General features: G+C 60.1%; 14 protein-coding genes and 1 other RNA gene. 5 read left to right on the forward strand and 10 right to left on the reverse strand.

The genetic code is table 11. The annotated features are described in order from the left end of the window. Nucleotides 1-31: 31 nt before the first annotated feature. The 10 genes from IPM89_02785 to IPM89_02830 all read right to left on the reverse strand — a co-directional run bounded on the left by IPM89_02785 (nt 32) and on the right by IPM89_02830 (nt 10,276). Entirely contained in the window at nt 32-571 is a 540-nt protein-coding gene (locus IPM89_02785; protein QQS55757.1) for a response regulator, read from the reverse strand. 719 nt (nt 572-1,290) lie between these two features. Beyond that, on the reverse strand, nt 1,291-1,560 hold the full coding sequence (locus tag IPM89_02790; GenBank protein ID QQS54790.1) for a hypothetical protein: 270 nt from the start codon (nt 1,558-1,560) through the stop codon (nt 1,291-1,293). A 346-nt stretch (nt 1,561-1,906) separates the two neighbouring features. Then, nucleotides 1,907-3,130, reverse strand: coding sequence for an ABC transporter substrate-binding protein (locus IPM89_02795; protein ID QQS55758.1), 1,224 nt, complete (start codon nt 3,128-3,130; stop codon nt 1,907-1,909). Between the two features lie 835 nt (nt 3,131-3,965). Then, nucleotides 3,966-4,766, reverse strand: a complete 801-nt coding sequence (locus IPM89_02800) for an ABC transporter permease (GenBank protein QQS54791.1) — start codon at nt 4,764-4,766, stop codon at nt 3,966-3,968. Next, nucleotides 4,763-5,515 (reverse strand): ABC transporter ATP-binding protein, encoded by a 753-nt coding sequence (locus IPM89_02805; GenBank protein QQS54792.1) that lies wholly within the window; start codon nt 5,513-5,515, stop codon nt 4,763-4,765. The genes IPM89_02800 and IPM89_02805 overlap by 4 nt, the downstream gene beginning before the upstream one ends. Further along, nucleotides 5,508-5,864, reverse strand: coding sequence for a Rieske (2Fe-2S) protein (locus IPM89_02810; GenBank protein QQS54793.1), 357 nt, complete (start codon nt 5,862-5,864; stop codon nt 5,508-5,510). The genes IPM89_02805 and IPM89_02810 overlap by 8 nt, the downstream gene beginning before the upstream one ends. Nucleotides 5,865-5,870: 6 nt before the next feature. Next, nucleotides 5,871-7,091, reverse strand: coding sequence for a UbiH/UbiF/VisC/COQ6 family ubiquinone biosynthesis hydroxylase (locus IPM89_02815; GenBank protein ID QQS54794.1), 1,221 nt, complete (start codon nt 7,089-7,091; stop codon nt 5,871-5,873). Next, a complete protein-coding gene (ubiH, locus tag IPM89_02820) occupies nt 7,088-8,344 on the reverse strand; it encodes a 2-octaprenyl-6-methoxyphenyl hydroxylase (GenBank protein ID QQS54795.1) in 1,257 nt (418 codons plus the stop codon). Before ubiH ends, IPM89_02815 begins: the two co-directional genes overlap by 4 nt. Further along, the gene (gene pepP / locus IPM89_02825; protein QQS54796.1) at nt 8,341-9,708 is read right to left on the reverse strand and encodes a Xaa-Pro aminopeptidase; all 1,368 of its coding nucleotides are present in this window, start codon (nt 9,706-9,708) and stop codon (nt 8,341-8,343) included. The genes ubiH and pepP overlap by 4 nt, the downstream gene beginning before the upstream one ends. 22 nt (nt 9,709-9,730) lie before the next feature. Beyond that, nucleotides 9,731-10,276: a UPF0149 family protein gene (locus tag IPM89_02830; GenBank protein QQS54797.1), complete on the reverse strand. Its 546-nt coding sequence runs from the start codon at nt 10,274-10,276 to the stop codon at nt 9,731-9,733. A gap of 120 nt (nt 10,277-10,396) precedes the next feature. Here IPM89_02830 and IPM89_02835 point away from each other — a divergent pair, with 120 nt between their 5' ends. The 5 genes from IPM89_02835 to IPM89_02855 all read left to right on the forward strand — a co-directional run bounded on the left by IPM89_02835 (nt 10,397) and on the right by IPM89_02855 (nt 12,349). Continuing rightward, complete coding sequence (locus IPM89_02835) at nt 10,397-10,675, forward strand: TIGR02449 family protein (GenBank protein QQS54798.1); 279 nt, start codon at nt 10,397-10,399, stop codon at nt 10,673-10,675. Further along, complete coding sequence (locus IPM89_02840; GenBank protein ID QQS54799.1) at nt 10,672-10,989, forward strand: cell division protein ZapA; 318 nt, start codon at nt 10,672-10,674, stop codon at nt 10,987-10,989. Before IPM89_02835 ends, IPM89_02840 begins: the two co-directional genes overlap by 4 nt. Nucleotides 10,990-11,020: 31 nt before the next feature. Continuing rightward, nucleotides 11,021-11,210: non-coding RNA, 6S RNA (gene ssrS / locus IPM89_02845), on the forward strand. A gap of 57 nt (nt 11,211-11,267) precedes the next feature. After that, nucleotides 11,268-11,876 (forward strand): 5-formyltetrahydrofolate cyclo-ligase, encoded by a 609-nt coding sequence (locus IPM89_02850; GenBank protein QQS54800.1) that lies wholly within the window; start codon nt 11,268-11,270, stop codon nt 11,874-11,876. Continuing rightward, a complete protein-coding gene (locus tag IPM89_02855; GenBank protein ID QQS54801.1) occupies nt 11,873-12,349 on the forward strand; it encodes an EVE domain-containing protein in 477 nt (158 codons plus the stop codon). The genes IPM89_02850 and IPM89_02855 overlap by 4 nt, the downstream gene beginning before the upstream one ends. Nucleotides 12,350-12,413 lie beyond the last annotated feature (64 nt).

Genomic DNA, 12,413 nt, shown 5'->3' on the forward strand with positions numbered 1-12,413 from the left:
GCTATTTCTCAAAGGCAGGACATCAGCTCATTTAGGGCGTTTTCAGGTATTTCTTGACTACCTTCTGAAAGGAATTTTGTTTGGCGGGTTTGGTTAGATAGGTGTCGCAGCCGGCCAATGCGCCTCTGACCCGGTCGAAGGGTGACGATTTGCTGGTCAGCATGATGACCGGCGTTTTCTTTTTGGTTTTATCTTTTTTGATCGTCTTGCAGATCTGATAGCCGTCAACCCCGGGTAAGATTACGTCCAGAAAAATGATGTCGTAGTCATTTTTAGAGAGTAATTCGAAAGCTTGCTCACCAGATTCGGCGGTGTCGGTTCGAATCCCAAGTAGCTTTAATTCCAGCTCAACCTGCATTCTGATCGTACTGCTATCATCTACTACCAAAGCCTTGAGAGTTTGCTCCGAGGTTCCGCCAGCTATCGATGTTTCGCTGATAGTGCGTTCTTCGGTGGGAACGGTCGATATTTGATTGGCAACCCGATCTAATACACTAAGTACGCGAGTCGCGATAAAGGGTCGGTGCAGGGTATAGGGGAATTCATTAGCCAGCTGATCTTTGGCGATCATTATGCTGACTAGGGAAGAAGATGAGCTTTCATTAGGTGTGGCAGGCTTATAGGAACGCCATTCCTCCATTGCGCTTGGGTTTTCCGCGTCCACCATCAATATTTGGATTGGTTCGCCAGCAGTGGCAAAGGAGTAGGTGTTAGGACGGTAAAGAGAAAGCTTGAAGATATTTCTCAGAACATTGCGCTCGTTTTCGGGAATTCCGATTAAAGCGACTTTAAAGGATTTCTTATCGCTCATAAGATCCTTGCCCCTCCTCCTTCCATACTTCTATTGTTCGTTGTCCAGGATGACTTTGTCGAAACCCGGATTATCATTAATGTTGGTAGTAACCATAAGCCAAGAACGACATCCGTCATGGGTTTCCCCATGGATTTCCCCATGGTAGCGTGACCAAGGCCCATTTATGATACAATTGCATATTTATTTTAGCCAACAGAAATTTTAATTCAAGATTAGGAAGGAAAAAAATAAGGTCCAGCTCATACATAGTCGTCCCTTCCTAAGGACGGCATCGATATACCAAAGTGAAGAAACGAAGGCATCCATGTAACGACAAGGGGCGACCGCGATGAAGATGACGATGATCGGACTGGATTTGGCAAAGGGCGTAACCAGTCGAGCATGTCCATGGCTGAAGCCACGAGGCGGAGCCAGGCAGATTGCGGTTGGAGCGGGGAGTCGTCTGGAGCCGGGTGTTTCCTGGTGGATGGAGTGGTTCATGAACGACGCCGCGCGGTTTGATTTGATTTGAGTAGCGTCTGGGCGCCCAGCGGAGTCCAGCGCATCCCGGTCCGTTCCATCCCGTCCTTGACCACAGGGCGGCGGGCGCCCTCGATCACGCCAGAGGCGATGGGGTAACCGGCGGCGAGGTGCCGATCATGGTGAATCCAGTCGCGATGACGGTCGAAATAGTTAGCCAACTGTTGCAACCAGCGGATCACGCCGGTGCCCATGCCGCCCAGCAAGCCACCCATCAGCAACTTCATTCATTTCAGCGCCAGGTCACCGCCGGGCGCGTGAAAGAGATGCGCCGCTTCCCATAGATAGCCGGTGGCATGGAGCGGGTCGAGAATCTCGACCCGCGCGGTGTCGCCCAAAGTCGCGGCGGTGGGTATCCCACAGGGCCGGCTGGCCGTCCATCAGCAGCACCAGGTTCACCTGTGGTCGGGGTCGCCCCACATCAGCGTTTACGCCAGAAAAGATAGGGCGTTAAGTCGGCGCGTATGGGTTTGGGGGGTTCGCTCCTGAGTCGACTACGATTCATTGAGGAGCGCTATATAGCGCTCCCATACCAGTTGTGGAATCGACAGTCTCGGACTCCCCATCACAACTTCACGGTTGAAATACTTTGGCCAGTTGTTGGGGCGTAGTACTCTTCAATTCTCCATTATCGAGATAGGCCAGTTGCACGAAATCGGAGCCCTGATTATCGTTGGTGAAATCCAGCTTCAAGCCGCCCAAATCGAAGGTCTGGCCACGCACGGCGCGAAGGAAATTTTCGCGGGTGATCTCGCCTTTAATATTGCGCGCGATTGCCAAAAACATCTTAGCGACGATGAATCCTTCCAGCGATACGTAACCCAATTGGTTTCCAAGGGCTTTGCGGGCTTCTTCCACAATGGGCAGCTGCGAATCCAAAGCAGGTACAACGTTAGTCAGGATGACCTTGTCGGTTACCTTGTGATCCACCAAGGCTTTCATTAAGTTGTCGGCACCGGTAAAAGATACCGCGCTGACGACCCAATGGTCACCCTTGTAGCGCGAATAACCGATGAAGGAGGCAATCGGAGAATATGTTCCTACCGTCACCACTAAGCGGCAATGTGTGCCCGCCGCCTGTTCCCATTGTTTCAGCGACAGATAACCTTCTCTCGCACGGTTCGCGTTACGAAGATAAACACCGACGGGCCCAATCCCATTACGAGCCGGCTCATCCCCTTGCATGGCAAGGATTTGCTCTAGTTTGCCGACAACCTCAGCCATGCCGGGTTGTTTTGATAGCACTTCCTTAATTCCCAAGACGCCGGCCATGCCATAGGCATCGTTCTGAACATAGGCGCAAATCTCTTGGGGCTTCACGCCCGCGGAAAGGGCGGCCTCAATCGTATTGGTGATTTCCTGAACGTAGCTGGCGCGAAAGTTGACAATGTCGCCAACGCCGGGCCGCAAGAGACCGGCGCCGGTGAAAAACCCAACGGCGGGAACCTTGTTTTCGGCCAGAATTGGAAGGGCGACTTTTGCCGTGGGAGTACCCACACTACCCAGCATAAGAAATATTCCTTGGTCAATCAATTGGTTGGTAGATTTGATCGTATCCGCGGGGTTATAGAAATCGTTGAGCGCCATAAATTCAATCGCCCGGTTTTGGATTTTCTCTCCCTTGAGCGCAGCATTGATACCCGCTTCCATTCCTAGACCCAGCTCATTGGACTGACCCTTCAAATCCATCACCCCGCCGATTTTGACGGCGGTGCTGGTTACTCCCGCTTCCTCCGCCAAGGCTTGAACGCCGCTCGCCGCAATCAAACTTAGCATAAGCAGCAAATAAGAGCGCATCGTTGCTGGCCAATTATTTCTTGGGCTTTTTAGCCCTTGACTGAATATGGACATGACTATCTCCTGGTTTGAAATTACATCAAAAAAATGTTTTTTTATCAATCAACAGCTTGTCTCTCGTAGCCGCAATTAAGATCCAACTCAAGGTTTTTCTGATCAAAGCCATTCAACTCAAAAGGCACGGCCAATAACTGGACTTCTGTTATGGCGGAAATGGCTGCGAGTCAGTCCTGGATAGACATCGGGCTTACCATGCCGTGATATAGCCACCAATTACATCAGCAACTGAAGTAGCTTTAAGCAATAAGCAAGCCAATATGGTAATTCATGCTGTGAAATCCGGATCGTCAGCTGATCCCGTATGGGTCGTCGTCACCCATAATCAGTTTTTTTAGAGTCATGAAAAAATTACACGTTTTTTTTCAATTAGTTAAAGCGTGGCTTTGAGGTGTTTTCAAGGTAAAAAGAGGATTATGCGGAGATTGTTAAATATATAGTACATGCAAAAAATACAAAATTTCAATTGTATCAATAATTGTAATTAAAAAAAGCCATTAATTGACTTAACGCTACTTTTTGAAATCATGTGTCAAAATATATGACAAAACAGGAGATGGGTCGGGCCAGTTTGAGCTGGCGAAACCATGAGAGCGTTAAGATGCTGTCGATTACATGCAACCCACTAAATTATTGGGTATTTTTTATGGTGTAGCCTTGCGGGATGAAGTGGGAGCCGTGTGAAGAGATAAAGAGGTGTGGGTTTGTCGGCCAGCGGATCGCTTGCTCCGCTGAGTCGGCGCGCCGTTGAGAGCAGGGAGAGAAGCGGGGTGACGGCTTATTCGCCCGACTGCAGCAGCGAACCATGTTCGCGTGCATGACGGACGGCAGCTAAAAATACATTGATCGCCAAACCGAGGTAGCCGGCATTCAGCAGCAGGGCATACAGAAAATAATCCAACCGGAACGCATGATCCAGCAGTACCGCCCGCATCCCCTCGAACACATGACTGGCGGGTAAGATCCAGGCCAGCGGTTGCAGCCAGCCGGGCAGGGTGGCGATGGGGTAGTAGATCCCGCACAACGGCGCCAGGGCGAAGATCGCCGCCCAAGCGATGCTTTCGGCGCCCATGCCATGGCGCAGCACCAGGGCGGCGACCAGCAGACCGATGGCCCAGCCCATCAACAGCAGGTTGAGAAAAAAGCCGGCCAGCGGCGGTCCCAGCGCGAACAGGTTGTAGCCGTAGAACGGCAGCGCCAGCGCCACCGCGACCCCGACGCCGACCAGCGTGCGAATCAGGCTGATCGACATCAGCGCCAGGATCAGTTCGATCGGCCGCAGCGGACTGACGAACAGTTGAGCCAGATTGCGGGCGTGCAGCTCCTCGAAGAACACCACCGATACGCCCAACTGGCTGCGAAACAGAATATCCCACAGCAGCACGCCCGACAGCAGCAGCCCCGCCGCCTGGCCGAGTACGTCGCTGTGACCGGCCAGATAGCGGGTGATGAAGCCCCACAGGATCATCTGCACGGTGGGCCAGTAGGCCAGCTCGACGATGCGGATCCAGGAACGGCGCAGCAGGTAGAGGTAGCGCAGCGCCAGCGCGCCGATGCGTTGCGGGGAAATTCCATTCATTCGATCACCTCGCCGCTTTGGATGCCGCGGGCGATGTCGAGAAACACTTCTTCCATGTCCTTGCGGCCGTAGCGGTGGATCAGCTCGCGCGGCGTGCCGCTGGCGACGACGCGCCCGGTCCGCAGCATGATCACCTGATCGCAGAGCCGTTCCACCTCGCTCATGTTGTGCGAGGCCAGCAGCAGGGTCGCGCCGCTGTGGCGCTGGAAGTTGGTCAGGATGCCGCGCATCCGGTCGGCGGTATCGGGGTCGAGTGAGGCGGTCGGCTCGTCGAGCAGCAGGATGTCCGGTTCGTTCAGCAGCGCCTTGGCCAGCGCCACCCGGGTTTTCTGGCCGGCGGACAGACTGCCGTAGGGACGTTGGAAGAAAGCATCGATATCCAAATCCCGCCCCAGCACCGCCAGCCGCTCGCGCACGCGGGGCACGCCGTACAGGCGAGCGTAGACGGTCAGGTTTTCCGCCACGGTCAAGCGTTGCGGCAGATCGACATAGGGTGAGGAGAAGTTCATGCGCGGCAGCACGCGGTGCTGGTGGCGCGGCACCTCTTCGCCGAGAATGTGAATTCGGCCGCCGGTCGGTAGCAGTAGCCCCAGTAGCATGGCGATGGTGGTGGTTTTGCCGGCACCGTTACCGCCGAGCAGGGCGCAGGTGGCGCCACGAGCGATGTCGAAGCTGATGCCGTCCACGGCCCGCACCGAACCGTAGTGCTTACACAGATCCTCGACCTGGATGACGGGTGGTTCAGCCACCGGCGCGTTCCAGGGGATCGAGCGCGATCAGCCAGCCGTCCCGCTCGATCAGCGCCACCGCTTGCAGCGACTGCCGGGCGCAGGGGCCGGAAACGCAATAACCGTCTTCAATACGAAACAGGGCTCCGTGGATGCCGCACTGGATGACCGTGCCGGTGCAATCCAGAAACTGGTCGGGTTCCCATTCCATCGGCGCGCCGGTATGCGGGCAGCGGTTGCGGTAGGCGTAAATGCCCTCCCGCGTGCGCACCAACACGAGGTCGGCGTAGCGGGAAGCCGGGTTGATGACGATGCCCTTGCTTTGACCTTCGGCCAGGTCGTCCAGGCGACAGAGGGGGTGTTCGGGCATCGGAACTCAGCTCGCCGCCCGCGCCAGTTTCGGCAGATCGCCCTCCAGCCCCATCGCCCGCCGGGCGATGCGGTTTTTCAGCGGGCCGGCGGCGTCGGTCAGGTTGAGGCCAAGATTCCGCAGTAGCCGCACCGGTGGCAGCGGGTTGCCGAACAGCCGCTTGAAACCGTCCATGACGCCCAGCATTAGCAGATTATCGCCTTTGCGCCAGCGTTCGTAGCGCCGCAGTACCCTGAGTGCGCCCACCTCGTGACCGGCGGCCAGGCCGTCCAGCAGCACCTCGGCCAGCGTCGCCGCGTCCAACAGTCCCAGATTGACGCCCTGTCCGGCCAGCGGGTGGAGCACATGGGCGGCGTCGCCGATCAGAGCCAGGCCAGGTTTGACGTAGGCGTGGGCGTGCTGCAAACGCAGGGGGAAAGCACCGCGTGGCCCGACCTGCACGATCTCACCCAGTCGCCGGTCGAAGGCTTCCGTCAGCGCCCGAGCGAAATCGTGCTCGTCCAGCCCCAGTAACTGGTCGGCCTGTTCCGGTGTGGTGGACCAGACGATGGAACAGCGCCCGTCGTGCAGCGGCAGGAACGCCAGCGGCCCGGTCGGCAGAAAACGCTGCCAGGCGGTTTCCTGATGTGCTTCGGCGGTGCGCACGTTGGCGACCAGCGCCTTCTGGTCGTAGCTCCAGCCGCGAGTGTCGATTTCCGCCAGTTCTCGCACCCTGGATTGCGCGCCGTCCGCGCCGACCAGCAGCCGCGTCGCGAATTCGCGCCCATCGGTCAAGCGCACTCGCCAGCCACCCGCGTCCTCGGGCCAAGCGGTTTCCAGCGCCGCCGGACACAGCAGATCCACCGCCGGCAGTTGCCGCGCCCGCTCCAGGAGAGCGTACTGAATCACCCGATTTTCGACGATCCAGCCCAGCAGCGGCTCGCCGAGGGTGGCGCTGTCGAAATGAATCTGACCAAAGCCACCGGCGTCCCATACCCGCATGTCGCGGAAGGGACTGACCCGCCAGGCGGTCATGCCGCTCCAGGCGTCCACCGCCGCGAAAATGCGCTGCGAGGCGCGATGGATGGCGGAGACCCGCAGGTCGGCTTCCTCGTTCGGACGGATGCGCTCCAGCGGCACGCCTTCCAGCAGGGCGATTTTGAGATCGGCGTGGCCCAGCGCGCAGGCCAGCGTCGAGCCGACCATGCCGCCGCCGGCGATGATGAGGTCGTAATCGGGATTCGTCATGGGATCGTCGCCCCCGAGGGTGATGCCGTCAGCGCCAGCCCGCGCGCCAGTTTCGGCACCCGCCCGTCCAGCCCCATGGTTTGTCGGGCGAACCAATGCTTGAGCGGTGGCAGCAGGTCAAATCCCAGCAGTCCCAGATTGCGGGCGGCCCGCACCGGCGGCAGCGGGTTGGCGAACAGCCGGTTCAGCGCGTCGGTGAATGCAATCGTCCGTCGCTGATCCCAGCGCCGCCAGTCGGCGTAGCGGTTGAGCACCCTAAGATCGCCGATGTCCTCGCCACGCCGACCCGCGTCCGCGACCACTTCCGCCAGCGCCGCCACGTCGCGGATGCCGAGGTTGAAGCCCTGGCCGGCGATGGGATGCAGGGTGTGGGCGGCATTGCCGAGGATCGCCACGCGCTGGCGGGCGTGTTCGCGTGCTTTCAGCAGAAACAGCGGATAGGCTTGCCGACGGCCGACGCGGAGAAACGGCCCCAGCCGGTCGCCGAATCGTTGCTGCAGCAGGGCGATGAAACCGGCGTCGTCGAGGTCCAGCACCGCCGCCGCTTCGGCGTCGTCCACCGTGCAGACCACCGCGCAGCGGTTGTCGCTCATGGGCAGCAGCGCCACCGGTCCGTCCGGGGTGAAGCGCTCGTAGGCCACGTGGCGATGCGGCAGGGTCGGGGTGACGTTGGCGATCACCGCCTGCTGGCCATACTCCCAGCGCAGGGTGGCGATGCCGAGTTGTTCGCGCACCGGCGAGCGGGCGCCGTCGGCGGCCACCAGTAAGCGAGCCCGCAGTTCCACCGTCCGTTCGTCGCCAAAACGGACGCCGATACAGGCGGCGTCCGGTTCGATGCGCACGGTTTCCAGTCGGGCCGGGCAGAGCAGTTCCACCTTGCTCAAGGTCGGCAATTTCGCCAGTAGCGCCGCGCCGATCAAGCGCGCCTCGGCCACGTAACCCAGCGCCTCCACGCCCTCGTCGCGGCAGTCGAGATGGGCGAAGCCGGGGCTGCCGCGCTCGGAAATGTGGATTTGGCGGATCGGCGTGGCGGTGGCGGCCAGCGTTTCCCACAGATCCAGGGTCTGGAAGATGCGTCGGGTCCCCTGCGCCAGGGCCAGGGTGCGGTCGTCATAGCCGGGGTGCTCGCTGACGGTCAGCGGCGCGGCCTCGATCAGGCCGATCCGTAAATCCTGACCGTCCAGCGCGCAGGCCAGACTGGCGCCGACCATGCCGCCGCCAACGATCAGCAGATCGTAGTCCACGTTGTTCATCCGCCCTCCCGCATCCATGCTTCGATGTCGGCGATTTCCTTGGGCGCGGCCTCGGTCAGCACTTCGGGCTCGTCGGCGGTGACCAGCACGTCATCCTCGATGCGGATGCCGATTCGCCACCAGCGTTCGTCCACATCGGTTTCCAGCCGAACGCCGAGCCGCGCCCAGCTCTCCTCCATGCGTTTACTGCCGGCGGGGATGTACAGTCCGGGCTCGATGGTGGTCACCATGCCCGGTTCGAACGCCCGCCAGTCGTCGCCGGTCTTGTAGTCGCCGACGTCGTGGACGTCCATGCCCAGCCAGTGGCCGGTGCGGTGCATGTAGAATCCCTTGTGCTGTTCCGTCTTGATCAGTGCGTCCACTTCGCCGTGCAGCAGGCCGAGCGCCACCAGCCCCTCGGTCAGAACGCGGACCGCCGCGTCGTGCGGCTCGTTGAAGCGGCGGCCGGGGCGGACCTGGTCGATGGCGGCTTTCTGCGCGGCTAGCACCAGCTCGTAAATGGCGCGTTGCTCGCCGGAGAAGCGGCCGTTGACCGGAAAGGTGCGGGTGATATCGGACGCGTAGCCGTCCACCTCGGCGCCGGCGTCGATCAACAGCAGGTCGCCGTCGCGCAGTTCGGCGTTGTTTTCGATGTAATGCAGGATGCAACTGTTGTCGCCGCCGCCGACGATGGCTGGATAGGACCAGCCGGCGCCGTTACCGAGAAAGGTGTGGAAGATTTCCGCCTCGATCTGGTATTCCATCATGCCCGGTCGGCAGGCCCGCATGGCCCGGCGATGCGCTTCGCAGGCGATGCGGGCGGATTCGCGCATCACCGCGATTTCCTCGGGTTCCTTGCGCAGTCGCATGGCATGCAGCAGGTGTTCCAGGGCAATGAAGGCGACCGGTGCCCGCACCCCGGTGCGGGCCTGGCCACGGACCCGGTTGATCCAGTCCATGACCCGCCGGTCGAAATCCGGGTTGTAACCGATGGCGTAAAATACCCGTTCGCGGTTTTCCAGCAAGGGCGGTAGCAGCTGGTCCAATTGGGCGATGGGATGGGCGTTGTCGGCGCCGTAGCGCTCCACCGCGCCTTGCGGTCCGGCGCGACGACCGTGCCAGATTTCCATTTGCGGGTCGCGCTCGCGGCAGAACAGCAGAAACTCCTGTTCGCCACCGGGGGCCAGCACGGCGATCGCTTCCGGCTCGGGAAAACCGGTCAGATAATAAAAATCGCTGTCTTGACGGTAGGGATAGTGGATATCGCGGTTGCGCGGGGCCGACGGCGCGGCCGGCAGCACGGCGACCGAACCGGGACCCATGCCTGCCATCAGCGTGCGGCGGCGGCGGGCGAAAACGCTGGGCGGTATGGTACGGGCAAGCATCGGCGGCGGGGCTCCGGGTTGATTAGTGCAGGCGGGTGGAGGGGCGGCTCAGGTCCTGCTGGACGATCAGCAACCCGACCCGCAGGTATTCGACCACTTCGGCGTAAGCGGTTTCATCGGCTTCGGTGGCGTCTTCGGTTTCGAAGCCAACCCGGGCAATTTCGGCCGCGTCGTGCAGAAATTCCCGGCTTTCCTCGGAGAGCGCGCGGTGCTGGTCAGCCTGCCCCAGACCCAAGCCGAACAGCAGGCCCTGACACCAGGCGCCGAGTGCATCGGTGCGTTGCCGCAGGGGGGCCTCGTCTTCAGGCAACAGAGGGGTTGCCGTGCAGTCGATATCGCTCAATTGGGCGGCGCCGTATTCGAACAGCTTCCGTAGCAGATCGTCGGCGGCTTCGGAGTCCTCGCTCTTGTCGGCCAGTTCTTCGTGGACACAGCTTAGCCACCGCTCGCAGTTCAGGTTCGGGTCGGCGCACAGCAGGCCGCACAGCAATCCATGCAACTCGGCGGGGTTGAAGGGATCGAGCAACCGGGTCAGGCGTTCGAATATGGGCGAATGGCTGGCAAGCATCGGGAGAACTCCTGCACTCTTGAAGCGACGCGTCGGCGGGCAATCCTAACATTCCTCGCTTTGACCTCGAAAGCGGGCGGAAAATTGACCCGGCTGGAATGACCGCTCTATAGTATTTACATGGAAACCGACGAACTGTACGAAACCGCAGCGCCCGCCGAGGTGGGCGATCTGGAAAATACCCCTGAAACCGCCACGACCGGTCTCGCCATCCTTGCCGAACGGCTGGAACGGCTGGCCGCGCTGTGCGAGCGTTTGCAGGAAGACAACCACTTTTTGCGCGAGCAGAATCAGGTATTGCAGGCGGAAAGCAGCACCCTGCGCGAGCAGAACGAACAGTCGCGTTCCCGCATCGAGGCCATGATCGTGCGCCTGAGGGGTTTGGAGCAAGCCTCATGAGCCAGGAAACCGTGGGTGTCACCGTGCATCTGATGGGTTGTGAGTATCGCTTTGCCTGCCGACCCTCCGAGCGCGACGATCTGTTGGAGGCGGCCCGCTATCTCGACGAACAGATGCGGGAAGTGCGTGATCACACCAGCAAGCTGCTGAGCTTGGAAGCGGTTGCGATGATGGCCGCGCTCAATGTCAGCAACGAGTTGCTGCGGCAGCGGCGTTTGTCGGCTGAAGCGAATACGCTGGTCGACCGTCAGGTGGGGGATTTATTACAAAAAGTTGACGCTGTGCTTAGCAAAGCTGAGTCGGAAGGGTTATAATCCCCTCCAAGGATCTCTATTTCAGTTTGGGCGTTCTCTGCGGTGTTCGAGTAATGGGCCGGGTAACCCCTTGATCCTAGATATTTTTACCCAGGGAGCACGGTCGTCGGTGTGGTGTGCATGTCCGCCATGTTGCGGAAAGCCTGATATGCCGCTCTGTTCCCCCACTTGAACCACATGGTTCAAGGGCAAAGGCTCGAGACGGCACAGGCGGAGAACGCCCTCTTCCCAACCCAGCGACGCATTACGCGTCGTTTTTTTATGTCTCGCAATCCGTGATGATCGACTCGCAATCGCTACGTCGACAGCTTCGTGCCTTGCGGCGCGGTCTATCCCCCGCCGCGCGCCAACAGGCCGCGCTGGCCGTCGCTCGTCGTCTGGAATCCTGGCCGTTGGCTCGCGCCATTCGGATTGCCGGTTACTGGGCTTGCGATGGCGAGTTGGACCCAGAGCCGTTGCTGAAACGAGCCTGGACCGAAGACCGACAGATTTTTCTGCCGGTGTTGGCCGGCGAACCGCCGCGCTCGCTCCGGTTCGCGCCCTACCGGGCCGGCGCGCCGCTGCGCCGCAACCGATTCGATATCCCCGAACCCGAGGTTGCGCCGGCGGAATGCTTGCAAGCCGCGGATCTGGATCTGGTCCTGGTGCCGCTGGTGGCTTTCGATTCGACCGGTACCCGCCTCGGCATGGGAGGGGGGTTCTACGATCGCAGCTTCGCTTTTCCGCGCGGTGCGAACGAACTGGGCCGAAGGCCCTACCTGTTGGGGGTGGGCTATGAATTCCAAGCGGTTGCCGAACTGGTTCGGCAACCGTGGGATGTACCGCTGGATGCCGCGGTGACCGAGCGGGCGTTTTACCAGTTTTCCAATGATGAAGGACAGGCATGAGCTATTGGCTGTTGAAATCCGAGCCGCGAGCGTTCGGCGTCATCGACCTGGAAAATGCACCGAACCAAACGACCCCTTGGGAAGGGGTGCGCAACTATCAGGCGCGTAATTTCCTGCGGGATGGTTTGCGCTTGGGCGATCAAGCGTTTTTTTATCACTCCGGCACGACAAACCCCGCCATCGTGGGGATCGTCGAAGTGGTGCGGGCTGCTTATCCCGATGAAACCGCCTTCGATCCAGGTAGTCCCTATCACGATCCCGCCAGCACGCCGGACCGGCCTCGCTGGTATCGGGTGGATGTGCGGCTGGTCCGCCGCCTGCGCCGCCCGATCACGCTGACCGAACTGAAACGCCATCAGGAGACTCTTGGCGATTTTCCCCTGCTGCGCCTGGGCAACCGCCTGTCGGTGCTGCCGGTGACCGCGGCGCAATGGGCGTGCGTGTTGGCCCTGGAAACCCGGCCGTTGACCTAAGAAGCTGTACAAAAACTAAGTTGTTGATTGTTCCGCCAAGCTTGCCGGCGATGGCGGAAAATCA

It is taken from the genome of Candidatus Competibacteraceae bacterium (genome assembly GCA_016699715.1).
GTDB lineage: Bacteria > Pseudomonadota > Gammaproteobacteria > Competibacterales > Competibacteraceae > Competibacter.

Excerpts from the sequence above, each read along its gene's own strand:
- IPM89_02785 (QQS55757.1), bottom strand. The coding sequence starts at position 571 with ATGATCGCCAAAGATCAGCTGGCTAATGAATTCCCCTATACCCTGCAC.
- IPM89_02790 (QQS54790.1), bottom strand. The coding sequence starts at position 1,560 with ATGAAGTTGCTGATGGGTGGCTTGCTGGGCGGCATGGGCACCGGCGTG.
- IPM89_02795 (QQS55758.1), bottom strand. The coding sequence starts at position 3,130 with ATGCGCTCTTATTTGCTGCTTATGCTAAGTTTGATTGCGGCGAGCGGC.
- IPM89_02800 (QQS54791.1), bottom strand. The coding sequence starts at position 4,766 with ATGAATGGAATTTCCCCGCAACGCATCGGCGCGCTGGCGCTGCGCTAC.
- IPM89_02810 (QQS54793.1), bottom strand. The coding sequence starts at position 5,864 with ATGCCCGAACACCCCCTCTGTCGCCTGGACGACCTGGCCGAAGGTCAA.
- IPM89_02815 (QQS54794.1), bottom strand. The coding sequence starts at position 7,091 with ATGACGAATCCCGATTACGACCTCATCATCGCCGGCGGCGGCATGGTC.
- ubiH (QQS54795.1), bottom strand. The coding sequence starts at position 8,344 with ATGAACAACGTGGACTACGATCTGCTGATCGTTGGCGGCGGCATGGTC.
- pepP (QQS54796.1), bottom strand. The coding sequence starts at position 9,708 with ATGCTTGCCCGTACCATACCGCCCAGCGTTTTCGCCCGCCGCCGCCGC.
- IPM89_02830 (QQS54797.1), bottom strand. The coding sequence starts at position 10,276 with ATGCTTGCCAGCCATTCGCCCATATTCGAACGCCTGACCCGGTTGCTC.
- IPM89_02835 (QQS54798.1), top strand. The coding sequence starts at position 10,397 with ATGGAAACCGACGAACTGTACGAAACCGCAGCGCCCGCCGAGGTGGGC.
- IPM89_02840 (QQS54799.1), top strand. The coding sequence starts at position 10,672 with ATGAGCCAGGAAACCGTGGGTGTCACCGTGCATCTGATGGGTTGTGAG.
- IPM89_02850 (QQS54800.1), top strand. The coding sequence starts at position 11,268 with ATGATCGACTCGCAATCGCTACGTCGACAGCTTCGTGCCTTGCGGCGC.
- IPM89_02855 (QQS54801.1), top strand. The coding sequence starts at position 11,873 with ATGAGCTATTGGCTGTTGAAATCCGAGCCGCGAGCGTTCGGCGTCATC.